Origin of the sequence: Marseilla massiliensis, assembly GCF_016899955.1 — a bacterium.
GTDB classification, from domain to species: domain Bacteria; phylum Bacteroidota; class Bacteroidia; order Bacteroidales; family Bacteroidaceae; genus Prevotella; species Prevotella intestinigallinarum.
This window is the reverse complement of record NZ_JACJJL010000003.1, coordinates 1-25,564: the sequence shown is the minus strand read 5'-3', so window position 1 is coordinate 25,564 and position 25,564 is coordinate 1. Positions and strand designations below refer to the sequence as shown.

18 protein-coding genes are annotated in these 25,564 nt (G+C 54.9%); 6 read left to right on the top strand and 12 right to left on the bottom strand.

What is annotated here, in order from left to right; translation table 11 throughout:
- Positions 1 to 24 precede the first annotated feature (24 nt).
- Genes H6B30_RS02360 through H6B30_RS02345 form a run of 4 tightly spaced genes read right to left on the bottom strand, consistent with a single transcriptional unit; the run spans position 25 to position 3,369 of the window.
- Positions 25 to 411, bottom strand: a complete 387-nt coding sequence (locus tag H6B30_RS02360) for a YkvA family protein (protein WP_205107535.1) — start codon at positions 409 to 411, stop codon at positions 25 to 27.
- A gap of 25 nt (positions 412 to 436) precedes the next feature.
- On the bottom strand, positions 437 to 1,303 hold the full coding sequence (locus tag H6B30_RS02355) for an N-acetylmuramoyl-L-alanine amidase-like domain-containing protein (RefSeq protein WP_205107533.1): 867 nt from the start codon (positions 1,301 to 1,303) through the stop codon (positions 437 to 439).
- Positions 1,300 to 2,343 carry a DUF4421 domain-containing protein gene (locus H6B30_RS02350; protein ID WP_239483450.1) on the bottom strand — a complete coding sequence of 348 codons (1,044 nt, stop codon included), beginning with the start codon at positions 2,341 to 2,343 and terminating at the stop codon, positions 1,300 to 1,302. Before H6B30_RS02350 ends, H6B30_RS02355 begins: the two co-directional genes overlap by 4 nt.
- 42 nt (positions 2,344 to 2,385) lie before the next feature.
- Positions 2,386 to 3,369: a Gfo/Idh/MocA family protein gene (locus H6B30_RS02345; RefSeq protein WP_205107529.1), complete on the bottom strand. Its 984-nt coding sequence runs from the start codon at positions 3,367 to 3,369 to the stop codon at positions 2,386 to 2,388.
- A 79-nt stretch (positions 3,370 to 3,448) separates the two neighbouring features.
- Here H6B30_RS02345 and H6B30_RS02340 point away from each other — a divergent pair, with 79 nt between their 5' ends.
- Together H6B30_RS02340 and hisB are read left to right on the top strand one after the other, a co-directional pair.
- On the top strand, positions 3,449 to 4,441 hold the full coding sequence (locus tag H6B30_RS02340) for a hypothetical protein (protein WP_205107527.1): 993 nt from the start codon (positions 3,449 to 3,451) through the stop codon (positions 4,439 to 4,441).
- Positions 4,438 to 5,511 carry a bifunctional histidinol-phosphatase/imidazoleglycerol-phosphate dehydratase HisB gene (hisB, locus tag H6B30_RS02335; RefSeq protein ID WP_205107525.1) on the top strand — a complete coding sequence of 358 codons (1,074 nt, stop codon included), beginning with the start codon at positions 4,438 to 4,440 and terminating at the stop codon, positions 5,509 to 5,511. The genes H6B30_RS02340 and hisB overlap by 4 nt, the downstream gene beginning before the upstream one ends.
- Before the next feature lie 89 nt (positions 5,512 to 5,600).
- On the opposite strand, the gene H6B30_RS02330 is transcribed toward hisB, so the two are convergent.
- Positions 5,601 to 6,464: a GNAT family N-acetyltransferase gene (locus H6B30_RS02330; RefSeq protein WP_239483449.1), complete on the bottom strand. Its 864-nt coding sequence runs from the start codon at positions 6,462 to 6,464 to the stop codon at positions 5,601 to 5,603.
- A 406-nt stretch (positions 6,465 to 6,870) separates the two neighbouring features.
- Between H6B30_RS02330 and H6B30_RS02325 the strand changes: the two genes are divergently transcribed.
- From H6B30_RS02325 to H6B30_RS02310, 4 genes are all read left to right on the top strand, one after another.
- Complete coding sequence (locus H6B30_RS02325; RefSeq protein WP_205107521.1) at positions 6,871 to 7,401, top strand: nitroreductase family protein; 531 nt, start codon at positions 6,871 to 6,873, stop codon at positions 7,399 to 7,401.
- A gap of 84 nt (positions 7,402 to 7,485) precedes the next feature.
- A complete protein-coding gene (locus H6B30_RS02320) occupies positions 7,486 to 8,265 on the top strand; it encodes a Rossmann-like and DUF2520 domain-containing protein (protein ID WP_205107519.1) in 780 nt (259 codons plus the stop codon).
- Positions 8,258 to 8,776, top strand: coding sequence for a KdsC family phosphatase (locus tag H6B30_RS02315; RefSeq protein WP_205107517.1), 519 nt, complete (start codon positions 8,258 to 8,260; stop codon positions 8,774 to 8,776). The genes H6B30_RS02320 and H6B30_RS02315 overlap by 8 nt, the downstream gene beginning before the upstream one ends.
- 34 nt (positions 8,777 to 8,810) lie before the next feature.
- Positions 8,811 to 9,392: a Maf-like protein gene (locus H6B30_RS02310; RefSeq protein WP_205107515.1), complete on the top strand. Its 582-nt coding sequence runs from the start codon at positions 8,811 to 8,813 to the stop codon at positions 9,390 to 9,392.
- Positions 9,393 to 10,163: 771 nt separating this feature from the next.
- Here the strand turns inward: H6B30_RS02310 and H6B30_RS02305 are convergent.
- The 7 genes from H6B30_RS02305 to H6B30_RS02275 form a co-directional block, all read right to left on the bottom strand.
- Positions 10,164 to 16,163, bottom strand: coding sequence for a hypothetical protein (locus H6B30_RS02305; RefSeq protein WP_205107513.1), 6,000 nt, complete (start codon positions 16,161 to 16,163; stop codon positions 10,164 to 10,166).
- A gap of 37 nt (positions 16,164 to 16,200) precedes the next feature.
- Positions 16,201 to 17,571, bottom strand: a complete 1,371-nt coding sequence (locus tag H6B30_RS02300) for a FimB/Mfa2 family fimbrial subunit (RefSeq protein ID WP_205107511.1) — start codon at positions 17,569 to 17,571, stop codon at positions 16,201 to 16,203.
- Between the two features lie 23 nt (positions 17,572 to 17,594).
- Positions 17,595 to 19,565 (bottom strand): Mfa1 family fimbria major subunit, encoded by a 1,971-nt coding sequence (locus H6B30_RS02295; protein ID WP_205107509.1) that lies wholly within the window; start codon positions 19,563 to 19,565, stop codon positions 17,595 to 17,597.
- Between the two features lie 209 nt (positions 19,566 to 19,774).
- Complete coding sequence (locus H6B30_RS02290; RefSeq protein WP_205107507.1) at positions 19,775 to 20,875, bottom strand: FimB/Mfa2 family fimbrial subunit; 1,101 nt, start codon at positions 20,873 to 20,875, stop codon at positions 19,775 to 19,777.
- 319 nt (positions 20,876 to 21,194) lie between these two features.
- Positions 21,195 to 22,976: an Mfa1 family fimbria major subunit gene (locus H6B30_RS02285; RefSeq protein WP_205107505.1), complete on the bottom strand. Its 1,782-nt coding sequence runs from the start codon at positions 22,974 to 22,976 to the stop codon at positions 21,195 to 21,197.
- 100 nt (positions 22,977 to 23,076) lie between these two features.
- Positions 23,077 to 24,501: a DUF3868 domain-containing protein gene (locus tag H6B30_RS02280; RefSeq protein WP_205107503.1), complete on the bottom strand. Its 1,425-nt coding sequence runs from the start codon at positions 24,499 to 24,501 to the stop codon at positions 23,077 to 23,079.
- A gap of 28 nt (positions 24,502 to 24,529) precedes the next feature.
- A complete protein-coding gene (locus H6B30_RS02275; protein WP_205107501.1) occupies positions 24,530 to 25,099 on the bottom strand; it encodes a DUF3575 domain-containing protein in 570 nt (189 codons plus the stop codon).
- Positions 25,100 to 25,564: the final 465 nt, after the last annotated feature.

Here is a 25,564-nt window from a genome sequence, read left to right as displayed (position 1 = left end):
ACATGCCGGCATTGGCGGGGCAGCTCAAGCCTTGAACAAGTCGTCTATTTCGGCAATCTCATCCTCGTCGAACCACTTTGTGAGCTTGGCCTTCGCCTTATCCTTTATCTCCGGGTCGACGTCGCCCCACACTTTCTTCAACACATAAATCAACACTGCAAGGTCGTCGGTGAGCCCTGCTATTGGTATTGCATCCGGAATGACGTCAAGCGGGCTTATCATATAGCCCAAAGCACCAATGATGATGGCCTTGTCTGTCTTCGAGACCTTGTCGCTTTGCAGTGTGTAAAACAGGATGAATGCGGCATAAACCAACTTTGCCCCGGCCCGCTTGGCTATCCGGGAAATCTTGTCTACAAAGTCATTTGCAGAAAAGCGGTTGGCATAACTCATAAAATCAGGTAATTCCATAATACACTAAATTAAGTTGTTTTTATTATTGTGTTATAATTCTCAATATGCGCAAGCCCGCATGGCTGGGGTGTTTCTGAAGGTAACGGTACAGTGTCATGGGCTCATCCACCACCTTGCGGTGAATCATCGAGGCGTTGAGCAGGTGCAGTCCGTCGGCATGCCACACGGCAAAGCCAAGGTGGGCTATGTCAAGGCCGCCCTTGTTGCTGACAATGGCTATTATGTCGCCGTCATTTATCACACCGCGCAACAAGGCCGCATTTGCCACCGACGCCTTCGGTATGTAGCGAAAAGTGGTTCCGCTCAGCGCCCGCTCCTGCTTCCTTATGTCAGCGACAAACTCCGGGTGAAGCCTCAGCGCCTTGTACGACCGGCTGTTTTTGCTCATGTAATATATGTTGAGCTTCTTCACCGCCGTAAATGGCGGCACGGGGCCCTGTATGTCTGCCACCACGCCCATGGCCGTCTTGTCGGCAATCCAGTCGCTGAAGTAATGCAGCCGGCTGGTATATCCGTCAAGCTTGCCGCGGCGGTACCTCAACTGTTCAAGCACCGCCAGGAAGTCGCTGAATGTGTATCGCTTGCTGCCGGCGCACAGGGTAAGCGCCGTCACGTTCTCTACAAGGGTGGTACAATCCAGTTCGCGAGTGTTCACAACAAGCCGTTCAATGTCATGCTTTTCCAGCGTATGGGCCACATAAGGGCGCCCGATGAACTTGCGCGCGAAGAAAAGCGCCATGTTGCCTGTGGCCTTTCCGTCTTTCGCCTCGGCCAAGACACGCTCTATGAAAACGCTGTCTACAGGCAGGAAATCCGCCTTTGAAGCAGCCTGGCAGACTTCGACAGATGCAAAGAGCAACAATATGAGCAGTGTTCTGAGTATATTCATTTATTCCTGTACCCCTTCTTCAATCCAAAATTATATCCTATGTAAAAGTTAAGGCTGCCGAAAACATTGTTTGTGGCAAACCTGTTCTTGCGATAATTGTACGAATGCAATATCGCACTGGCCCCCGCATACCAACGCGTATTGTTGTATACAAGGCCGAAACGCCCTATCCCGTCGATGTTCACATTGTTAAAACTGAATCCCCGGTCGTTGTTTCCGCCAATGTTGCCGTGGGCATGCTTGTATGCCAAGGCCACCGAAGCACTGGCGCAAAACAGGAATCCCTTGGCAAAGACCCAGTTGTATGCATAGCCTCCCGACACGCTCACATCATAATACTTGACGCTGTTGAACATGAGCCCGCTGTCTATCTTGACCGTGGAAGGCTTGCAATACTGCGCCACAACATTCTGCAGCTTGGCGTAGTCGAGCTCAATGCTGTTGCTTGTATAACCGATGCCGGCGAGCCACGAGCCGCAACTTATCTTCTGGCACGTGCTCTGTGCAAACGCCGCCGGATATGAAAAGCGTTCGTGGTTGAATATGTAATAAAGGTTAATCCCCGTTATCCCGACGTTGATGCCGTCGAAAGCGACGTCTACCAACCTTGAAACGTCAACGCCGTCGCCAAGGTATGCGTTCCTTATCTTATAATCACTGCCCGTCCGTCGGTAAAACAAGTCGACACCAATCTGCGAACTATAGATGCTGAACTCAAGCTCACGCTTCTTTCCGCTGTCGCCAAAGCCAATGTGCTTCAAGTCGAACGTGTAGCCGAGAAAGAACCACCGCCACCCCATATACGGCCCGATGCGCATGGCCATGTCGGGCGACAGCGTCACCGCCTGGCCCGAATTGCTGCGAAGCCGGTATATGTCATAATTGAAAGTTGACTGTAACATGACAGTGAAATTATAATGCTGTGGCTCTATGTAGTTTGTGTCTATGGCACTGAACCCGCGCACCAGCCTCTTGACCCAACCGAGTTCGTTGCGCTGCCCCCCTTCTGAGGCGGAGGCAAACAGCGCAGAACCAATCATGAGCACTATAAGACACAGGCGGCACGACATAAAAACAGCAAGCTAAAACTTCCCCAATATCTGGTCCATAGCCCAGTTAACAGGCGTTGCCGACACACTGGTGCACGTGCAGACCGACAGGCCCTGCAAGTGCTCAATAACGCGTTTGATGAGCGGATACTGCACATAGGCTGGATTGGGCACGCTGATGCTCTCCTTGCCTGCGCTCGTATGCAACACTATGGGGTCGTAATTGAAAACAGAGAAGCTAACCTGCCCCCGGTTGCCAATGACCTCAATGCGGTCCTCACGGGCCGACTCATGGGCCACAAAGCACCATGACCCACTGCCGGGAAGGCCGCTTTCAAACCTAAAGCACGCACTTACGGAATCCTCGGCCTTATACAGTCCGCCCCTGTTTGCACAGATGCCGTTAGCCTCTATTATCACTCCAAACATATTCTGGAGCATGTCCAGCTGATGCGGAGCAAGGTCGTAGAAATACCCTCCGCCCGCTATGTCCGGCTGCAACCGCCATGGCAACTGTCCGGCATGCTGGTAGTCAAGGTCGCGCGGGGGCACTGCGAACCTTATCTGGACGTTGATCACGTCGCCGATGACACCGTCGTCGATAATCGACTTCACCTTTTGGAAATACGGAAGATAGCGCCTGTAGTAAGCCACGAAGCAAGGGACGCCGGTCTCCTCGCTTACCCTGTTCACCCTGGCACAGTCTTCGTAGTTTGCTGCCAGGGGCTTTTCCACATACACGGGCTTGCCTGCCTTCATTGCCATAATGGCGAATGTGGCATGGCTCGACGGTGGTGTGGCAATGTATATGGCGTTGACGTCCGGGTCGTCGATAAGCTCCTGAGGGTCTGTATACCACTTGCTGATATGGTGGCGCTCGGCGTAGCTGCGTGCCTTGTCCTCGCTACGGCTCATGACGGCCTCTACGCTGGAGCCTTCAACCTCCGAAAAGGCAGGCCCGCTCTTCGTCTCTGTGACTTCCCCGCAACCGATAAAGCCCCATTTCAATATTTTCATAATTAGTATTAATTATTTCCGCAAAGATACGAAAAAAACACTACCTTTGCAAAACTGAAAGGGAATAATATCAAAAAATATGAAGAATCAGACTAAAGGCATCTTGATGAAAAGCCGCAGCGCAAGCGCTTGCATCAAAGAAGGCTATGGGCTTTACACCAAGAATTTCAGGAAAACGATGAGCTCTTCATGGCTTACGGCCCTGCTCTATTCGCTCGTGTGCAGTGCGCTTTGCACCATCCTGACTGCATATCTGCCTGAGACGATAACGCAAACGATGGCAGCCAGGGCAACCAACTCTGCCTTGCCAGCCAACGGCATCGTTGTTGCTGCTGTGATACTCGCCCTAATCATCATCGGCGGACTATTTGAAATTGCAACATACTCGTGCGTGATTGCACAACTGAAAGATGAGTTCGGCAGCATCAGGAAAGTTGGGAAATGGAAACTTCCAGCCTTAGACCGCACAACATTTGTGCGCACACTCATCGCAACAGTTGCCAATATACTTATTGTGGTGGTACTTTTAGCCATCATAGTCATACCAACAGGCATGCTGCTCGGTATGCCGTCGGGCGCCGGCGACATAAGCACCAAGTCGCTCGTAGTGATAGCTTTAGAGCTCATTGCCATCATGATGCTTGTCTTGCCGATGGCATTTGTGAGCATGAAGTACATCATCCGCACTGACACCCGCCTGTGGCGGCTGATTGCAACCGACTACAAGGTGGGGCTCAAGCACTTCGGCTTCATACTCATAGTGTCGGTTGTGAGCTGCATTGTCATCTGCCTGGCAGAGTATGTACTGGCCTTGCCTGCCTCAATACTGACCACAGCCAACTACCAAGCGAACATCGGAGTGTACTACGGCGACCCGCTCGGCATGCCGGGATACATCAATTACATATCTGCCGTGGTGTTCTTCATCGCAGGGTTCATACAGATTTACATCCGAATATCTGCCTTGTTCACATCATACTATATGTATGGCTCGATAGAACAGCAGGAAGAAGAGCGCAGGAAATTCAAGGAATCGGGAATGAACCAAAGTCAAATAAGCATGTTGCCATGAAGAAACGGGTATTATTCATCGACCGCGACGGCACCATAATAGAAGAGCCGGCGGATGAGCAAATCGACTCTTTCGACAAACTCAAGTTTGTAAACGGAGCCATAAGAAACCTGGCTTTCATACGCGAGAAGCTCGACTTCGAGTTCGTGATGGTCACCAACCAAGACGGCCTGGGCACAGACGCTTTCCCGGAAAGCACCTTCTGGCCTGTCCACAACTTCATGTTGCAGACCCTCGAGGGCGAAGGCGTGGTGTTCGACGACATTCTCATCGACCGGCATTTCCCAGAAGACAATGCCCCGACGCGCAAGCCAAACACCGGGTTGGTGGAAAAATACATGAACGACCCCGGCTACGACATGCAGTCGAGCTACGTCATCGGCGACCGCGACACCGACAGGGCGTTTGCCGAAAACATCGGCTGCAAAGCCATAACCATAGGGCGAGACGGCATGACGTGGGCCAAGATAGCCGAAATGCTTTATGCCGGCGAGCGCAGAGCCGAGGTTTCACGAGCCACCAAGGAGACCGACATACACGTAAGCATGAACCTCGACGGCTCCGGGCGCTGTGACATAAGCACCGGACTGGGTTTCTTCGACCACATGCTCGAGCAAATTGCCAAGCACGGCGGCATAGACCTCACCGTCAGGACAAAGGGCGACCTCGACGTCGACGAGCATCACACGATAGAAGACACGGGCATTGCGATTGGCGAATGCCTGCTTGCTGCCTTGGGCGACAAGCGCGGCATAGAGCGCTACGGCTTCACGCTGCCCATGGACGACTGCCTTTGCTCGGTCGCACTCGATTTCGGCGGAAGGCCGTGGCTGGTATGGGATGCCGAATTCCGCCGCGAGCGAATAGGCGACATGCCCACCGAGATGTTCCTGCATTTCTTCAAGAGCCTCAGCGACAGCGCCAGGATGAACCTCAACATAAAGGCTGAGGGCACCAACGAGCACCATAAGATAGAGGGAATATTCAAGGCTTTCGCTCGCAGCCTGAAGATGGCCGTCAGGCGAGACATCTACCACTACGAACTGCCCAGCACAAAGGGGCTGCTATGACGAGGCCGCGCGCTGGACGGCGTGCTGCCCAGCCCTGCGCCGGCACAAGCCGTCAGCCCCAGCCGCGGTGGGCCGGCAGCGCCATGACGTTAGTCGCGGTGCAGCCACGACATGAGCGAATTTAGCCACCTGAAGGAAAAGCGGAACCACCTGTATGTGCTTACCGGCTTGCCGCCAAACTGCAGGATAAACTCCCGGTAAGGGTTTTTCTGGAAAGGCAAGCCTACATCCATGAACGAGATGTGGGCATAGCCGTGGGTGTGGGCGTATTTTATGGCATGCCATACGGTCAGCACGCTGGGATGCAACCTAAGATACGACTTTCTCAACGATGCCGAATACCACAGATAGGCATTGCTGCCCGAAAAGACACAGGCGCAACATCCTATCACCTTGCCCTTGTATTTGGTAAGGAACAACTTTCCGTTGTCTGTCTTCATCAGTTCCCTGAAAAAGTTGGCGTCGGGGATATACCGCTTCGGCTTCAGCCTGTTGTGCTTGCGGAGCAACCTCGAGAAAGCCACAAGGCCTTCCTCACCGTCAACAGCCACTACCTCGGCCCCCTTGTCGCAGGCCTTCACAATGCGCTTGCGCATTTTTTCCGAGAGGCGCTCTTCGGGCCTCCTGCTGTGCAGCGAATTGTGGATGTTGAGCCAATGCACCGGGAAGTAGCCGCACCGGCGAAACACACCATAGCCGAACATCTTTGAAGACAGGTGGCTGAACTCTATGTAAGCCACCCTATTCTGGAGCTTCTTGGTCAGAGCGTGCAGCATGCGCAGAAACAAGTCTTCCTTGGCCACGGCGCATTCCTCATATTCACCCTCACCCATCACGAGGCAGTGGGAATAAAGGAACGGCGGCAACGGAACGGCCCGATGGCGCACCACGCCCACCAGATGGGCAACCACCCGGCCCCCTTCGGCCGTGACCACTGCAAGATACGGCTTCATCCGCGGCGTCCTTTCACAAATACGAAAGAGCGTTAGGCTATGGAAGAAGTTATGACACTCCATACGAGGCAAACCTTCCAAACTGCTGTAAATGGTCGTCCGCAGATTTATCATACCGCAAAAATAATAAATATATTCTAAAAACGCAACTCTATGTAATATTTTTTGAACCAAAACACTTACCTTTGTAATACATTACACCGTGGCCGGCCCTAATGCAGCACGCAGCGCGACGCCTGCCGCAGCACGCCGGGGCCACAGCGCAGACACCACGGCAAACAGGCAGACAGTTGGCTGCCCGAACCTGCCGCGGGCCCACCCCGGCGGCCGCGGAGGCTGCAATGGCATGGAACACCAACCGGCGCCACATCAATCAGGCCGCACATACATAAGACAACATCACGATATGACAGACTTCAAAGACTTAGTGCAGGCGCGCAGGAGCCACCGCAAGTTTGCACCCGACGAAATAGACGCAACCCAACTCGAGCTCATACTCAGGGCTGCCCTCATGTCGCCCACATCGAAAGGGCAGCGGGCATGGCAGTTCATAGCCATCGACGACAAGGCAACGATAGAGAAACTGGCCGACTGCAAGGAGCATGGGGCAAGCTTCCTGAAAGACGCCCCCGTGGCCGTGGCCGTATGCGGCACGCCGTCACTGAACGACTGCTGGGTTGAAGACGGCTCTATCGCCGCCATATCAATGCAATACCAGGCAGAAGAGCTTGGCCTGGGCTCATGCTGGATACAGGTGCGCGGGCGCAGCCTTGCCGACGGAACCCCTTCCGAACTCGTGGTCAGGGGCATATTGGGATTGCCCGAAGAACTCGGCGTGCTGTGCATCATTGCCCTGGGCCACAAGGCAGCCGAACGCAAACTGCAGGACGAAACAAAGCTTAAGTGGGAAAACGTGCACATCAACGGCTACCGCTGACACACCTGCCAAGGCGTGCGTAGGGCGTGCCTGTACAACGAGACAACCATATTTTATTAATCCGGAAATAACACTTTGACATACATGAAAGTCGTTTTGATTGGTGCGGGCCGGCTGGCCCACCATCTGGGTGGCGCCCTGCTCTCGGCCGGGCACGACATAATGCAAGTCTACAGCCGCACAATGGAGTCGGCAAGCCGAGTGGCCGCCATGGCCGGCGGCTCACCTACAAACCGCATTGCCGACATAAAGGCCGATGCCGACGCATACATAGTGGCCGTGAAAGACTCGGCCCTGCCAGACCTGATACCGCAGATATGCAAGGGGCGCGAGCAAAAGGTGTTCTTGCATACTGCCGGAAGCATACCCATGGATGTGTTCAAGGGCATGGCCCTACACTACGGGGTGCTCTACCCCCTGCAGACATTCAGCAAGGAACGCAAGGTAGACTTCCGCCCTATACCATGCTTCGTAGAGGGCAACGACGACTATTCCGTTGGCGTGGCCACCGAACTGGCCGGAAGCATAAGCGGCAACGTGAGGCTCATGTCGTCTGAAGAGCGGCGCTATGTCCACCTGGCCGCGATATTCGCCTGCAACTTTGTAAACCACTGCTACGCGCTCTCGGCCGACATACTGGCCAAGCACGGGCTGCCGTTCGACATCATGCTACCGCTCATCGACGAGACGGCGAGCAAGGTGCACGCCATGTCGCCGGCCGAGGCACAGACCGGGCCGGCCATGCGCTACGACGAGAACGTGATAAGGAGCCAGAGCCGCTTGCTGGCCAGCAACCCGTTTGTGAAGGAGATTTACGACCGCATGAGCATTAGCATTCACCAAAAGGCAATAAGCAATGATTAATTACGACCTTGGAAAGATTAAAGCCATAGTGTTCGATGTCGACGGAGTGCTGAGCCAAGACACCATACCCCTGCACCCGGGCGGCGAACCCATGCGCACGGCCAACATAAAAGACGGCTACGCCATACAGCTGGCCGTGAAGATGGGGCTGCGCATAGCCATCATGACCGGAGGCGACACGCAGAGCGTGGTAAAGCGGTATTCGCACCTGGGGGTGGCCGACATCTACATGAAGTGTGCCGTGAAGATAACCACATACAGGGAGTTTACGGCAAAATACTCGCTCGCCGACGACGAGGTCATGTACATGGGCGACGACATACCCGACTATGAGGTGATGAAACAATGCGGCTGCCCTGTGTGCCCGGCCGACGCCTGCACAGACATAAAGGAGGCAAGCATATATGTGAGCAACGTGTGCGGGGGGCGCGGATGCGCGCGCGACGTGATAGAGCAGGTGCTGAGGGCACAAGGCAAATGGCTCCAGACGGAAAAGGCCTTCGGCTGGTGAGCAACATAAAATGGCAAATAAAAAACAACCGACAATGCTTGAGAATCTGAACAAATACAACATCGTGCTGGCGAGCAACTCGCCGCGCAGGCGGGAACTGCTCGCCAAACTGGGCATAGACTTTGAGGTAAGGGTGCTACCCGACATTGAAGAATGCTATCCCGAAGGGCTGCCGGCCCACGACATACCGCTGTACATCGCGGCGGAAAAAGCCCAGGCCAACAAGTCGCAAATGGGAAAAGACGACCTGATAATCACTGCCGACACGGTGGTGATATGCGATGGCAAGGTGCTCGGAAAACCGGCCGACGCCGCCGAAGCCCACCACATGCTGTCCATGCTGAGCGGAAAGACCCACCAGGTGGTCACCGGCGTTTGCATGATGAGCGCCGAAAGGCAACGCAAATTTGCCGTCACAACCGACGTGACGTTCAAGGAACTATCTGCCGAGGAGACGGATTACTACATCGACAAATACCAACCCTACGACAAGGCCGGGGCCTACGGCATACAAGAGTGGATTGGCTACATCGGGGTGACGGGGATAAGCGGCAGTTTCTTCAATGTGATGGGCCTGCCTGTGCAAAGGGTGTATAAAGAACTACTTATGTTTTAAAAAGGCATAAAGTGCAAATTTATGGATTAAAATCATTGCATATATGAATAAAAAGTTGCTGTATTGTTTGGTGGTTTAAATTATTAGGCGTACCTTTGCAATCGACAACTAGTAATTTTAATCTATATTTATCATTTTCCTATGAGTTATCTGTCTGTGAAGATGGATAACTTTTTTATTTCCACCCACCGCTGATTCCACCCCCGCCACGGCCACCTGCCGCCACCGCAAGCCATGCCCGGCAAAACAATACGTGCCGTTTGGCGATGCAAAACGGCACGTTCGGCAATGCCATACGGGTCGTTCGGCAGCGCCGAACGGGCCGTATGGCCTACTGCCTGGGCATCAGCCACTTGCAAGCCCGGCCGGAGCCATGCCTTGGCAGGCCCTGCTGCCACGCCATCGGGGGCAAAGCCGCGTGAACAAAAAGCGGGCCGCGCACATCACTGCGAACGGCCCGCACATTTCTTTAAAAAGAAATCCGATTTGAAATGTATGTATAATAATATACGTAGATAAGTCGCTGTTCAAAATTAACCGATACAATAGACCTTGCAGGTGTCCTCTATATCTTTGCCACCATCTTGTGTGCTCTTTCGGGCCGCATACCAAAGTCTCATCGGTCGCGTAGCCCGCTACGCTCTCTCTTCGGACTTTGGCATGCATATCCGAAATAGCGCACAATTTGATGGCAATTAATTTTGAACACCTACTTATAATGATTAGGTCTGAACCTCATCGGTAGGGTGGCCGCAGGGCGGCCGCGGCGGCCTACCTCACAGCCACCTTCCGGGTCTCGACAGCGCCCCCAAGCCCGACACGGGCCACAACGACGCCACTGCCCAAGCCCGTGATGCGGCACACGTCGCTGCCGCCGGCGTCGACACTCCTGACCAAAGCCCCCGACGCCGAATAGACACTGACGAGGCCCAACGGCCTTGAGGCTGTCACAATCAGTTCGCCTGGCGCCACCGAATATGCGCTCAGGTCTGACGCCTCAACGCCCGGACGGGCAATGGCCGAGGCCGCCGGGCCGTCGCTGACGATGAAGAACCGACCGTGCGACGGGCCTGTCAGCGTAATCTCATAGCCATCGGTGAGCGGAGTTTCGGTTGATGTCTCCGCGTCGTATAGCCGCGGGTTGAGCAGCTCGCCGGTACCAGCAAACGTAAGCGTGGTGGTTGTGCCGTCGCCGGCAAACACACCCAGGGGTATGCGGCGGGCCGCCACGACGCGGTTGACCGATGCCGCCGTAGTGCCGGCCACGGTGTAAACCAGTGGCACGCCTGTGGCGTTGCCGGCAAGGTCGGCCATCAGCTGCGCATCCTCGCCGTCGCAGAAACCGTCGGCGGCATTGCCGTCGTAGGCCAGCACAGCCCCGCTGCGCCTGCCGTCGGCAGTGGCCGTGACGGTAAGGGCCGCCAGACGGGCGGCCGACCGGCCGCCGGCACCTTCAAGCATCTGCATGTCTTTGTCAAACGAAACCGACGTGGCGGCACCCTCGCCTTTCAGCTTCACGAAGATTGCCCCGTACGGCCCTATCGACGTGTTGCCGTCGGTGCTGAGCCAGTTGTAGCCATGCGCCGAACCCACCACGGGCCCGTATTCGGTCTCAATCCAGTAGTTGCCGTCGAGGTTGGCGTTTGCCGCCATAAACTTACTTATGTCGAGCCCGCACATATATGGGTTGCCCACCATCATGTAACGTCCGTCGGCCGATGGCGTCAGCACGGCCTCTACCGATGCGGCCGGCCTGAGCTCCTTGGGATTGCTGCGGTCGAGCAGGCCGCTGACAAACAGGCGTCCCTGGCCAGAGCGGTCGATGGTGCCTGTGCTCACGTCGTAAGACAGGTCTGCCTTGGGCATGCGGAACACCGTCTGGCCGCTGCCCGACGTCTTCATCGAGAACCCTCCGCCGGCAGTGTATGGCACGTGGGCGTCGTTGTATACCGAACTCCACAGCGGGCCGAAGGCCACGGGCGTTTTGCCGCAGCTGTCGTTCTCGACAATGATTGCCTGGTCGGTCCAGCTGCGCTGGTAGACGGCAGGGTCCAGGCGGCTGTGCTTGCCGTTGTCAAACGTGATATCCTTGAAATACTCCTCATCGGCCTGCGACCCGTCGGCATTGGCATACCAGTCGCCGGCAACGACGCCGCACAACGGCGTGGCCATGAGGGTCCACTGCCTCGACGGCACCGCAACGTCCATCCACGCACGGTTGTATATCAGTTGCTCGGCATGCAGCAGCTGTGCGCCGGGCTCAAAGTGAATGTCGCGGCAAATATTGACCCTGAACCTCTCGGTGGTTAGCTTGTCGTCCTGCCCGTCGGCGCCGGGGTCGTAAACCATCAGGTCATACTGTATGTCCTTGGTCGGGTCGCCCATGCCCTCGGGCCGCGGGCTGTAGCTGGTGCCGGTCCAGGCTCCCCCATCGGCATAGCCGGCCATGTATAGCCGTGCCCGGCTGCCCTGCGGCATCACCACATTGCTGAACAGCATAGGCACGAAGCCATTGCCGGTCTGGTTTGCCTCGTTGGTTATGTAGCCGCTGCCCTCCGGCTTGTGCAGCTCGGAGCTGTCGGCCCGCCTCCAGTTGCTGTCGTTGTTCCAGTTGTCGTTGGCCCCGCCATTCCAAACCAAGTTCTCGGGCACCACCTTCATGTCTACCGGGAATGAGCCGTAGCAGGTGGTATACACCTCGCCGGTCTCCTCGTTCTTCTCTTCAAACCAGGCCACGAAGGTGTAAGTGTATCCTTCGCGCGGGTTGAAGCTGAAGCCCCCGGCGCCTTGCTGCTCCTGCAGGTCGAACTTTATGTCCATATATCCGCCTTCGGCATTGTTCTCGGCAGCCCACAGTTTATCGATAGTGCCTATGGGGAGGCTGAACTGGTCGAAATCAGCCGACGTGAAATAGTCTTTGTACTGCGGGTCGTCAGAGTCGACCATGTATATCCGGTTGTTGCCTTCCTCGCTTATCTCGCCCAGTGCTGTCGCCCCGTCCGACACAATCTTCGGGTTGCGCAGCGACACGCGCAACGACCTTCCGCCCTCTGCCGAGGCTTCCCTTATCTGCCCCAGCCCGATGCGCAGGGCAGGGTTGAAGTCGTCGGCAGGATATTTCACCTCTTCAAACCCGGCGTGCAGCGACGGCGCGTCGCTGCTCACCTTTAGCAGCAGCGGTATGTATTCCCAGCATACCAGCGACCACAGCGAGTCGCTGATGGAGCTGTCGGGCGGCACCACCGTCTGTATGGGCTTGACCACAAGCTGCAACCCGCCGCTGAGCAACGCTATGTCAAGGTCTTCGCGGTGTAGCACCAGCCGGCTGTTCACTCCGCCCGTCTGGCCCCTATCGTTGGCATACTTGCTTATGAGGTCATATTCGTCTTGCGTAAACCTTACCAGCGTGCCGTCGTCGAGCACCTTCTCGGCGGGCCCGGTGGTCGCATCTATCACGGTGGCATCGGGGTATAGGCTGCGGAAGTTGGTCAGGGCCACGTCGAGGTTGGTGTCGTAGTCGGGGTCGTCGGTGGCAAACTCCTCTTCTGTGCCGAAGAACCAGTCGAAGTAAACGCCGTCGTCTATTACAAGGTATCCCTCGTTCTCGCCGTCGGCATTAGGCACACGCACCTGCACAGTGAAGTTGTATATCTGGCCGGCACAGAAGTCTTCGTCGGGGTCTACCACCTCGCCGTTGACCTTGAGCATGGCCTCCGACGTGACATAGAATCGTGTCACAATGCGGCAATCGTCGTCCATCTGTGCCGCAAAGAACTCCATCAGCTCGCGTTCGCCGAGGTTAGGGTCGGCCGGCACAATCAGCATGAGGTATGGCCGGTTGGGCGACAACACCGAATAGAAGTCTACCGTAAGGTTGCGGTTGCCATGGCCGCCGCCCGAACCCGACCTGTAGAAATAAGGCTTGCCGTCTTTCATGTGCTGGTAAGCAAAGAAATATTGGCCTTGGGGTATAGTGTCGCTGTCGTGACCGGCAAAGCTGCTGTAGCCTATTGAGTCGTTTTTCTCGAACGTTGTGTTGAAAAACATCGACATCAGCCTTGTGTTTATCACCTGCCCGTCGCCTATTAGCACTATCGAGCTGTCTATGGCAGCGGTCTTGTCGGCCAGGTCGTCGCCTGAACCTGCCGAAGCCAGATAATTGTTGTATTTAGTCTCGTCTATGAAGCAGAAGCTGATGCCCTCCTCGTCGCCGGTGCCTTCGCCGCCCAGGCGCGACATCAGGCGCTCCCAGTCGAGCTCAATGTTCATCCTTGTGCGCGTGTTGGTGCAGGTATACTCCTTCTGGCTGACCCTTGCGTTGGGCTGGGCTATGTACACTTTTATCTCGTCGAAATAGTAGTCGCCGCCGGTTGTCGACGCACAGTTGTTCTCCAGCTGCAATATGTATGAGTCAAACTGCGAGGCATTGGGGTCGTCGTTAAGGAACGAGAAGTATATCTGGTACCAGTCGTTGGTGCCTGCGCCGGTGCCGGGAACGCCAGAGGTCAGGTGGTACGTGGTGCGTATCTGCCCGCTGGAGTGCCTGTAAAGCGGTGTATACGAATTGCTTCCGTCGGCCTCTTCCTTCACGCCCATTACGGTAAACAGTATGGCTGCATCGTCTGAGCCAACCTGACCGCCGCTTTTCATCCAGGCTGTGACAAACAGCTCGGAGCCGGCGCACAGCTTCTCTTCAAAGGGCAGACGCGCCAGGATGCCCGGACGGTCGGACGCATCGACATAAACAAAATACTTGCCGTCGTCCTTGCCCAATCCTGTGGGAGGCTTTGGAAACTTATCATTCACGTCACCATAGCCTATGTAATCGTTTACAATTGAATAATGGTCGAACTCCGGGTACCACCGCTTCGGACCATTGTAATTGCCAAGGCCGATGTAATCGCCCAACGGAGAGCCATCGAAGAAAGCATAGCTGCAATACTCCCATGCCATGGGGAAATGGAAATAATCGTCCTGTCCATACCCCACCTGGTCGTGAGAGGCATAGCCTTCGTCGAAGGTAAGCTCGGTCAGCTTGGTCAGGTTGTTGGCGTTGTTCATCCAATCTGGCGAACGGAATTCCAGCGAATCGCCGGCACCGATGGCGGCCACCTGGTGCTGGGTGAGCGGAACGGAGCTGGCCGAGAAGGTCAGGTTGAAACGGGCAATGTTGTATGTCACCCCTTTAAACGTCTTGGTGACCTTTATTGTAGCAGTGGTTCCGTCGGGCACCTCCCATGTACTTTTTGCCCCTGCGCCCTTACGCCTGAACATTATCACACGGTTGTTGCCCGATATTGTTGCGCTTACCAATTCCAACAAGCCGGTAGTCGCCCCTTGCCTGCTGTCGATGTCTATGTCGAGGGCACCTGTGTCAGTGCCGTCATAAGTGCTGTCTACGGGTATTGCGTAGTTCACTGCGTCTTTTGAGAGCGCCACAAGTTCGTCGGTGTGGTCGGAAACATGCTTGTTCGGGAAAGTGATGTCGTACTCCTCGAGGTACTTGTCGGCACTGTTGTCGTCAACGTTTGAATTGTATTTGTCATCAAGCAAACGCCCATGGCCGTTATTCCAGCTGTAAGAGTCGTTTTCGGGGCGTTCGTCAACACCTACTATATAATATATTACGCGAACTGCAAGCGTGGGTTCGTAATATCCATTTTCTTCAAACCGCTTCCTGCAGTCGTCAATGCTCATCTCAGCAGAGCCGTTCGACACAAACTCAGGCATGAAGTCGGTGTAGCCGGAAACGTCGCACGCAACGACAAACCAATTGTTGTCGACGTTTGAATTGGGGAACCACGCCTCAAACTGGTCGTTGGTCGGATAATAGAAAGTCATGGAATTGACAATCGACCCCAACGGCCTGCCTACATAGCCATTGTCAAACCTATAGACATCATCGGATGAATTAGTTGGCGTAAGCAAGTCGTAGACACTTGTGCCACCGCGGTCTTGGTGGTTTGTCTCGAAGGTCCCGTCTGTGCGATAGCTGTACCATCGCTGATAAGTCTGCACGCTCGAACTATTATTTTTTTTTGTAGGCAACACCAAATTGGTCGTTGAGCCCTTGTGCATGTATATTGTGTCTATGTAAGTGTGCGCAGCCTGTATCGGCTCGGCCGACGACATGGCGGGTTCGAACATTGGCTGGTCGTCACGGAATGTGCCAAGCACGCCGGAACTTAGGCCGAATGAGTCTTTTATGGCATACCACTTTGAGGCTTTGTGCCTTATAGTGGGGCTAACACCCGATTCAACAACAAACTCAATCTCGTCGATGGCAATTGGCTTGTCATTGCTGTCGGTATTCAAATAAATACGCAATGCCGACGTCGAAACGCTTCCTTTTGAAAAAGCCAGGGTCAATCCGTCATCCCGGTGAGCAAGCGATGAAAATCTCTCGGCGGTGGCCCAACCACCACGGCCGTCGGGTATCTGCACCTCGATTGCGCTCACCTGTTCAAAACTGTCGCCGCCTTCAGAAAACATTATCTCGCTAAACTCCAACTCGACAACAAAAGACAGGTCAATGTAAACGTCGCCGTTTTTCGACGATACCCACCAGTTTGTTTTATTATCGTAGATGGCTGATATGTTGTTATAGCCACTGCCGCTGCCGACGTCAGTGCCATCGGCGGCATGGGCGGCAGCCGATTGTATCATATCCTTTATATCCGTGAAATTGATATATCTATCTTCGCTTACCTGAGCCCGGGCAACCTGCGACATGCAAAGCACTGCCAGAGCAACCCAAAACTTACGTATCATGGTTTTATTTCTCATGCCTGACATCCTCCATTTTCCTTCATTGCACATTTCTTCTAACGTTAACGACCTCTGCCGGCAATCGCCTCAGCCCATAGCGTGTGGCGTATGAGCCTACTCCTGACATGAACTCGGCATCAGATATGTCGGTGGTATTAATGATTACGGTATAATTGCGCTCGTAATTGTTGCCTCCGTCAGACCAACGCGCCACCACGCCAAGCCGGTAGGTATTGCCTGCCGATGCCGTGACATGGCCCTTGACGACATTGTCCGAAGCGTGGCCGTCTTCAAAGACGATGCCGGTGGTTGTCACGGGGTCGATGTTCCAAATGCATTTGCTGCCCGGAACGTTGTCGAGGCCGTTTAGAGTAAACTCAAACTGAGAGCCTTCGGGTATGCTTATGGTATACGTGTCGGGCTCAAAGTCGGCCTTTACCTGCACGGGGTAGCTGCCTATCGGGCTGACCCAGCAGCGCGCCGAAATGTCGATGGCCCAATCGTTGACAGATATGTTGAGCGGGTAAATGTGATTGCGGAGCAACTCTTTGCTCGCCGTTTGCGCCGTATAGACAGACGACGGCGTGCCGGCTGTGCTCTCTTCTGTGGCCACAACAACGGTGAAAGGAGTGCCCTGCCGTGTTTCGTTGACGTAGAATGGGCTGACAACTATTTCATCTGAAGCACCGGCTGCGCTTACTGCAATTGTCGTATCGCCATCGAGCTGTACGCCGTCGGGCGTCCCGTCGCCGAACAACGCCACACGGTTGGCCCAACCGCTGAACGTTAGCCGGCGCACGCTCTTGTAGCTGCCACCGCCTATGGTTATCTGGACTTTGGCTACAAGACGGTCGAGCGACACGGGGATTATGCGTGTTGCAGCCGTCACAAGGTATTTGATGTTCTTGCCGCTCATGGGTATGAAGCGCCCGTTGTCTAAGTCAATATTCCCTGCCGGGTCGTCGATAGTAGTGCCCGACAGTGCTTCCGCATCGAAAGATGAGCCTACATCAAGGCGCTCAAGCTGCGACCACAAGTCGCCATAATAGTCGAAATTGGCAAAGGCATATACGTTGTAGGTGCCCTGTGGTATGTTTATTGGGTCAGAAAGAAACTCGACAAGGGCAGCGTCTTCAGACACATTGTCATCCAAAAACCTCCAGGCAACAGTACCATCGGCATCGACCAGCATGACACAAAGGCTATGTATGTTCTCTCTGTCGCCGCCGGCATATCCGGTTGCACTGCCGTCGCCGCCGGCCCGCGTGCTTACGTTCATGCGCAGCTCTACATAGTCATCGGCTGCGTTGACGGGGCCACCCTGTTCTTCAGAACATGAGGCTAAGGCCACCAACGACATGACGGCAGCAGACAGAACACCGAACAACGAATGTCTATAATAACCTTTCATAACCATATCTCTTATTGACTTTTTCAATTGGTGACACCGGCAGGAGGCTGTTGCGCCCACCCTGCGGCATCTGTTTCACTGCGGCCGAACACGATGTCTTCGCCGTCAAGCAACACCCAGGCATTGACAGTGGCACGCACACGGAGCGTGGTGTTGCCCGGAACGTCATCGCCTATGGTGTAGATGCTGCTCACATTGAGCTTGTAGATGTTGTTGCGCACCACCCCGTGCTCCATCACTCCCTCCACGCCATTGTCTTCATCGCCCTGCTGAATGTCGTTGGCGTGCATTATCCACCATGTGTAATAGCAGATGGCATCCTTGTAAGTGCGCACCCCATATTGCGTCAGGGCCTCGCGGGTAGAACTGAAACGCCCCACTCCATCGGGCCAGCTGTCGAGCGTGACGCCGCTGCCCGGGGCATACGAATAGCCGCACTGGGCTTTCATATAGGCCATCCACGACAGCGACTGCCTGACTTTGTCGGTCAATTTGCCGCTCTCGCCATTGGCCTGGCCGGCAAGATAGGGCCCGTAGCCGGACGGATCGTTGGCCGGAATGGACTCCGCCAGCGCCGAAGCCTCCTCCCACGTCTTGCAGTTCAACTCTTCATACACATCTGAAAACCTCAAGCCAGCGGCCGAGTAAAACCAGTCGGCCATGTCTTCCATTGTTGCAAAGAGGCTGTTGGCAAGCTCAAAGAATGTCTGCCCGGCCTTGTAAGACAAATTGCTGAAGCTGTTGTTGACGCTTCCTTCGGCCGGAGTGAAGCGCGCCTTGAACACAATGCCTGTGTTGTAATACTTATTTTCACTGTGGACATCGCCGCCGGGCGTTGTGTTCTCGAGCGTATATCCGGCCCTATACCATGCCCCGTCGACACCGCCATCGTCCATTTTGTCGCTCTCCGACCTGTTGCCTACATACCGGTTCCAGTCGTCGGGGTCTTCGGAAAACGACGTGTAGTAAACCCCAAACAGCCTTTCTGCAGCAACACTGCCGCCTTCAGGGACACTGCCGGAGTAATCGGGGATGGTGAATACGGGCTGTCCGATATTGCCGGGGGTCTTAAGCGATGTCCACGGGTCGAGCACATAGTTAGACGCCAAGCCTCCGCCATCTACGGCCTCATCGCCAAGATAGGTGACGCCGGAGCCGGTAGGAGCCTGCGAAACACCGTCGGCCACGCGCTTGAGCAGATAGCTTCCGGCTGTGAGATTGTTGACCAGGGCTGCCCCAAGTATTGATGCCGTAGCCCCTTTATACGCCTCGTCATCACACTGATAGCTTGCCTTTGCACAATAGTCGACACGTGCAGCCATGCGCTCCACGCTCACATCGACCTTGGCTGCGTTGTCCGGGCTGTAGTTGTCTTTGGTGAGTGTAATGGTGGCATCGCCCTCGGAACTCATCAAGAAACGCGAATAACCGCTTTCAGACTCATCCCAACACTCATCAATAATGCGGTCGCGCACCTGTCCGAGCTTCAAGCCGGGAGTGTTCCACCAGCCGTCGGCCGAACCTTCGGCGCCCAGGTTGGCAACAGCGATGACATTATACGTGCCATAGCCGAGCTCCACCTGCCGTGTCATGCTGTACACCTTGTCTATGTCATGGCCGTTGCCGGTCTGCCCGGAACCGTCGGTTCCATTCTTCGGGGCGAATGTCACGACCTTTGATATGTCTGTGTCGCCAGAGCTGTTAGCTCCTTTGTCGCCTTTGAAAAAGAACGCTATGACGGAGCTAACGGCATTTTCGTAATCCTTGCCTCCCTCCTGCCCGTCGCCAACCTCGCCGGCATGTGGCTCACCTGCAGCCCGGGTGGCGCCTTTGCCGGACGACATTGACAATGACAGCGTCACATACGACTTGCTCATGGCGCCATCATGACTTCCCCCATCGCCTTCGGAAAGGCTGGCGGTATCTGCAGAGCAGCCGGCGAGGGCAAGCGCGAGCAACAGCACTCCGCCCTGTTTGTATCTTTTATTCATCATTGCTGTCATATTCCTTTTTGGTTTAACATGTGGCGGCCACATGCTGGTTTCACGTTGGCCGCTGAACTAAAGCACACCGTAATGACTTATCCACGGCAAGCGGCAATACCATGCCGCAATGCCAACGGCCTATAGTCGGCACCGGTGGCACATGTGATGGCCTGGCAGACAAAGTCACGGCCGACACTACGACACGTGGCTGGAGCACGTCACAAGTCTTCGAACTGCACCCGCTGGCTCCATCCGAGCACACTGATCGAGATGTTGACATAGGCCAGACGGTCGCCTTTTAGGTAGAAATCGAGCTGATAGTCATATCCACGATCGAGGAACTCTTGCGGCGAATAGCGGTAAACGTCCTCGCTGGTACGCAGTCGGCACAGCAGGTCGGGCAGGTTTACGCGAATCACCTCGACGCCCGTCAGCTTGTTTGTCACGCTCAACACCCCGTCGTCGGCAGGGTCTTCGTGATACATGATGCGCGAAGTCATGAAGTCGGCATGGGCGATGTGGCCAACGCCATCGAGCTGATTGCCGTCAGGATCGAACGCCGGGGCCCTGTCGTCGGTGTTCCATACGGCGTGGGGAGTGTAGGCCACAGCCTGAGTTTCGTCAACAGCGTTGTTCCACATCAGGCGCCGGTTGCGGTCGGTTATGGTCATGTCGTAGTTTGCTACGTCCATTTTCGAGGGGTCGTCAAGCTCGCGGAGCGTAACGTTAATCTTCTTCGTGTCGCGCATAAGCGATATCGTGTGGTATGTGGGCTTCTCGGCAAAGACCTCAACCGGCTCCAATTCCATGCCATGCCAAAGCGTATCGAGTGGCAACCCGTGGTTGTCTACGAGCAAGACGTCGCCCTGCCGGGTGCCTGCCGTCTCGAGACGAACATCCAAGACAGACATCGAATCGCCCTGATGCAGGTCAGACCGCACAAAGCGCGCCCTGTTGCCGGCCATCTGGGTGGCGTAGTCATCCTGCCCTGCCAGCACAACAAACTTGTACTTTCCTGGCTCCAGGTTTGCATGGAGCGTGTAGCCCAGCTCTGCCAATGGCCTCACAGGGCCCTGGTTGGCATCAGAGAGTGTGGTGACGTAGTAGCCCTCGTCGTCAAACACATAAACGTCAACGGCACCGACATGGTCGCCAAACATATCTGCGCGCTCCAGATTGTAGTCATACCTGAAGCTCAGGTAAAGCCCCATGGGGCAGTCGTCGCGGTCCTCGTGCATCATGTCACAGGATGAGACGACCGCTGCCGATGCCAACGGTAGCCACAGCCACGCCATCAGTCTGGTTTTTAGATATCGCATTGTCATATATAGTTACATTAAATTTCCATCTTTATCAAAGGCTGCCACGACCAACCGGCCTTGCTGTCGATGCCACGTCGCCCGCACACAGACCGCAAGCATGCGCCTGTTGCCACTGCGGCGGCGAAACGCCCTGCCCGGCATGGATAGGCAAGCCTTGCGCTTTCATTGTCCAAACAGACTCCCGCAAGCATATTCTTTTCCCCCTGCGGCCGGGAAATACGGTTCACTCCACACTTGGAATGGCCCGCCAATCTCCTTTCAGAAAACCGGGGCGGCGGCATTGCCGCCCCGGTAAATCAATGGTGTGTCTACAGAATTAGAGCACAACACTCTGTGAACGCTTGGCCCACGAGAGGACGTTGATGCTAACAGAGATGTAGTAGTTGACCTTGTCAACAGGCTCGCCGGTCACCTCATCGACATTAGGACTGCCAAGACCGCGTATGCCTGTCACATCAATCTGATACCAGTTGTTGCGCAATACGCCGTAACGGCCCAAGAAATTGGCATCCTCGCCGCCATAAGTGGGGTTGTCTTCAGTCCACGGGGTCTGGCTGTCACCGAAGTGCTTGATGTAAACCGGATAGTAAGAAATGCCGTTGGCATAGTAATAGAACTCTATCAAGTTGTTGGCAATGTTCACCACATTGGCGGGGAGAGCGGCCGCGGGATCCTTCAGTTTGTTCTTTCCTGCTTCGCTGATAGCAACAGAAGCCACCGTGCGCTGGCCGGCCTTTTCGGTGCTGAAGCCTATCACGAGGTCGGTGCTTTCAAACGTTGAGCCATCCTTTACGTTCTCTTTCAGCCAGTTGTAGATAGTGTTGTCGCCCTGCTTGAGCAAGCGTGCGGCCACTTCTTTCTTGACATCGTTCTCGAGCCAGATAGTGTCGCGCTCATCGTCTACGGTGTAGAACGGGTCGCCGTTGTTGAACTGTGCCTTGATGATTACGCGGGTAAGGTTGCGCTCAAGCATATCCGAGAGGCTCGTTGTGTTCTCAAAGCAATAGCCTGCTGTCTCGCCGTCGGCACTGAGCACATTGTCAATGGTGGCATGGGCGCCGCCAACGGTCTTCAATCCGGAGTTGTCAGACGGCACGTTCAGGTAATTGTAATCCTTATCCCAGTAAACCCTGGCAAGGTCTTGGGCAATGTAAGTGCCGCCAACCATGCGGTAATCGCTCGGGCTTACATGCACGGAAGCGTATGCGCTCCAGTCGTTGAAGCCCTCGGCCGTGCGGACGAGCTTCGATGTAGTGTTCGTATTGTCGAATGCCCAGCCCAATATTTTGTATGCCAACTTGTTGTGCGGGTATTGTCCGGCTGTCAGGTTGCCGTCCTTGGCGGTAACGGTGACTTTAGCCACGGCGCGCTCCACATAGATGCTTGCAGCCGGCTCGGCCTCTGCCTCAGCCTCGGAGTTCTTGATGTCAGACGGGTCTATCTCAACCAGCGGGCCAACCACCTTAGCCCCCGTGGGAGCAACAGTGCCGCCCAACTTGTCGGTCATCACGGCGTTGGTCATGAGAAGGCCGGCGCCACCGCCCGCCGTGGTGCTGATGCTTACCGCTCCCACCTTATCTTTCAAGGCGCTGTTCAACCCGTCAAGCGTGCCGGTGTAAGGATTGTTGTTGATGGTCAGCTGATTGCTGGCATTGACACCGAACACCCCATTGTTGTTAAGCACCACGAGAGCCTTGATTACTTTCTGGTCGTCGGCTATCTTGTTGATTTCCTGGGTAATCTTGGTTGTGGTCGTGATTTGGTCACTTGCGCCCTCGTTGTAGAAGTTCAGGTCAAGCGAATAGGCACTGTTAACGGTCAGCTGGGCATCAGAGGTCCCTGCAGCACCGGTAAAGAGTATGAGCGTTGCATCCTTTACATCATACTCTGTCGGCGTTCCGTCGTCAAGGTTGCTACCTTCGTCCCAAGCACGTGTGCTGGGCTGCGTAGGCAGGTTGATGGCCAGGTTGATGTAACCTTTACCGTCAGCAGTCCATTGGGGTCCGTTCTGACTGTTGTCCGTAGCGACCTCATCGCTTGAACAAGCTCCAAGCATCAGCGCTGCCAATGCCATGGAAAACAATTTTACATTCTTCATAATTAATAAAAACAATTAAGTAATTAAATAATTTGTATATTCATTTGATGTTGCAGTCGTATCAGCAGGCGGCGCAGTGCGCCCGCCGGCAACGCTCAGCCTACATGAGCAATATGTCTTTGTTGCGTTGGGCTGTGCTGTCGCCTCCGTCGATGGCGGCGTCAAGGAGCCTGAGCGCCTCGGCATGGTCGCCGCGCATCATGGCCATCACGCCGCGCAGGTGCATGGCTTGCGGTGTGTCGCCCACTTTGGCGAGGTAGGTTTCAGCCCCGTCGAAGTCGCCCAGCTCCACCCTGGCGCAGGCGGCGTTGAGGTTGGCCGTTGTGTCGGCGGGGAACATGCGCACGGCCGTCTCCATGACATTGTTGAAATCATCCGAGCCGGGCTCATAGGTCTGTGCCACGAGAAACATCTCTTCGAGCGAGAGCAGCTTCGGGTTGGTCTTTAGTATCTCCCGTGCCTCGTCGACAGTGAACGGGCGTACCACATAGTCGACCTTGTAGTCAGAATGCCGCAATGCCGGGTAGCACTCATGCAACAAAACCCGATAGTCGTCAGGCCACGTCAGCTTAATCTTCCATTCGCGGGCGTCGGGGTCGAGGCCGGTGTTGTCTATTGTTTCCAGTATCTTGTCGCGGTTGGGCAAGCTGCACTTGGCCACATAATCGCGCAAGCCGGCCCAGTCTTCGGGAGTGGAGCTAACCCTGAACACCGTGTCGGGCAGGTTGACGAGCCGGCGCACATATTCGGTCAGGGTCTTGGCACGGTTGTCGGCCAGCCAGGCGTTGTGCTCATACGGCGACTCCGGCGAGGCATAGCCGTGTATCTCGACTCTCGTGATTGAAGTGTTTCGGTCGTTCTTCACAACATTGATTGAGCGTATTATCTTGTCGAGTTCCGACGGGTTGTTTCGATAGTCGGGATATAGCGTTATCTTGTCTACAGGGAAGTCGATGAATGCCTTGCCGCTGTCGACGCGGGCCTTTATGCCTTCGGCCTTCGGCCTGACATAAGGCATGAACGGCGAGCGCAGGCGCCTGAGCTCAACCACGTCGCGGTCGAGCGTGTCGCCGCAGCCGCACAAGTCTTGGGCTATGAGCACATTGCAGTTGCGCATCCACTCTTCGTAGGGAACCACAGCCGAGTAGCTTACGGTCTGCTCGGTGTTGTTCTTTCGGCGCACGGCCGTGACATCGGCTGCAAAGCGCTTGCTCCCCCCGCGCCTGAAGGTTATGTCGGCCTTGCGCCCGTTGACTACGATTTGCGGCATTGTGCGGTTGTTTTCCTTTGCCTCTACGAGCGGGGTGAACACAAACTGCCTGTTGGCGGGCATGTCGAGCGAGTCGAGGTTGAGGTCGAGGCTCACCACGAGGTGCCTGTCTGTCTTGTCAACCTTCAGGTTTTCGACGGCTATGCCTTCGCCGGCCAGCCTGGGCCCTGCCGTCTGTGCCAGTGACGCCGATGCCTGCCACGCCAGGCACACACACCATATTATATATAGCCTACTATGTTTGATACTCATCATTTCCGTATTTTATTTGCACAACGATTCGTTAGAAAATGTATAAGAAGCTCAGCGCTGCCTTGGTAGGGCCGAAGTAATTGGAATGCGACGACTTTATCTTCTCGCCGCACCAACCGCATTCATACTTGTCGTACTTTATGTAATCGTAACCTATGCCGACGGAAGCTTCAAGGTTCCAATGGCGCGACAGCATCCACTGGTAGCCCACCGTCACCCCGCCACCGGCATACCAGCCCTCATACCTATGCTCCTTCAGTCCGTCGAACAGGCCGAAAGGCATGTCGACATTCGACGCGTTGAACTCACCGCCCATCAAGTGGGCACCTACGAACCACCCGTTGAAGCTCTCGCAGAACCAATACCGGTACTCAGGCTGCAGAGACCAGTGGCGCAGACTCTTGCCCGAAGACGACTTCCACGGGTTGAGCCCATAGAAGACCTGCACGGAATGCTTCCTTGCAAAAGACAACTCTGCACCGATGTTTGGTGTTGTCGTTGCCCAATATAGCAAGTTGGACTTCAAAGCCAGGTTCTGCGCCGACAATGCCGTGAAGCCGCAGACGGCCCACAAAGCCAAAAGCGCCATTCTCTTTTTCATAAAAGTTTATTTAAATTTTCCTATTTCTATTATACTTAACGTCGTGTCAAAGGAGGCAAAACAGCCCCAAACCATTATGTGCAAAGCCACAACCGACAACAAAACAAATGACTCCCTCTTGGCAAGAGACGAGCTCACAATGCTATTTTCCTATGCGGCTATATCAAAAAAACCTTCCTATGTGCTTTAATATCAATGTCTGTTATTGACGGCAAAGATAAATTAAATTTGTCGTTTTACCTAAATAATTATCCGAAAAATTACTTAATTACAAAACATTTATACTATTCTGTTTAACTATTCCGGTAAAGGCCCATGCCGGATTGAGCTACGCAAAATGCCTTCAGCATAGCCAATTTTGCAGCATATATCCCTAATATACAATCTGTTGCATTAGCAATGTGATGCAACGATAATGGCCTGACTCAGGCAAAAGGCACACCAATGACCGTCTCTTGCCAAGAG

Coding starts and splice junctions, on each gene's coding strand:
- H6B30_RS02360 (WP_205107535.1), bottom strand. CDS start 411: ATGGAATTACCTGATTTTATGAGTTATGCCAACCGCTTTTCTGCAAAT.
- H6B30_RS02355 (WP_205107533.1), bottom strand. CDS start 1,303: ATGAATATACTCAGAACACTGCTCATATTGTTGCTCTTTGCATCTGTC.
- H6B30_RS02350 (WP_239483450.1), bottom strand. CDS start 2,343: ATGATTGGTTCTGCGCTGTTTGCCTCCGCCTCAGAAGGGGGGCAGCGC.
- H6B30_RS02345 (WP_205107529.1), bottom strand. CDS start 3,369: ATGAAAATATTGAAATGGGGCTTTATCGGTTGCGGGGAAGTCACAGAG.
- H6B30_RS02340 (WP_205107527.1), top strand. CDS start 3,449: ATGAAGAATCAGACTAAAGGCATCTTGATGAAAAGCCGCAGCGCAAGC.
- hisB (WP_205107525.1), top strand. CDS start 4,438: ATGAAGAAACGGGTATTATTCATCGACCGCGACGGCACCATAATAGAA.
- H6B30_RS02330 (WP_239483449.1), bottom strand. CDS start 6,464: ATGAAGCCGTATCTTGCAGTGGTCACGGCCGAAGGGGGCCGGGTGGTT.
- H6B30_RS02325 (WP_205107521.1), top strand. CDS start 6,871: ATGACAGACTTCAAAGACTTAGTGCAGGCGCGCAGGAGCCACCGCAAG.
- H6B30_RS02320 (WP_205107519.1), top strand. CDS start 7,486: ATGAAAGTCGTTTTGATTGGTGCGGGCCGGCTGGCCCACCATCTGGGT.
- H6B30_RS02315 (WP_205107517.1), top strand. CDS start 8,258: ATGATTAATTACGACCTTGGAAAGATTAAAGCCATAGTGTTCGATGTC.
- H6B30_RS02310 (WP_205107515.1), top strand. CDS start 8,811: ATGCTTGAGAATCTGAACAAATACAACATCGTGCTGGCGAGCAACTCG.
- H6B30_RS02305 (WP_205107513.1), bottom strand. CDS start 16,163: ATGATACGTAAGTTTTGGGTTGCTCTGGCAGTGCTTTGCATGTCGCAG.
- H6B30_RS02300 (WP_205107511.1), bottom strand. CDS start 17,571: ATGAAAGGTTATTATAGACATTCGTTGTTCGGTGTTCTGTCTGCTGCC.
- H6B30_RS02295 (WP_205107509.1), bottom strand. CDS start 19,565: ATGATGAATAAAAGATACAAACAGGGCGGAGTGCTGTTGCTCGCGCTT.
- H6B30_RS02290 (WP_205107507.1), bottom strand. CDS start 20,875: ATGCGATATCTAAAAACCAGACTGATGGCGTGGCTGTGGCTACCGTTG.
- H6B30_RS02285 (WP_205107505.1), bottom strand. CDS start 22,976: ATGAAGAATGTAAAATTGTTTTCCATGGCATTGGCAGCGCTGATGCTT.
- H6B30_RS02280 (WP_205107503.1), bottom strand. CDS start 24,501: ATGATGAGTATCAAACATAGTAGGCTATATATAATATGGTGTGTGTGC.
- H6B30_RS02275 (WP_205107501.1), bottom strand. CDS start 25,099: ATGAAAAAGAGAATGGCGCTTTTGGCTTTGTGGGCCGTCTGCGGCTTC.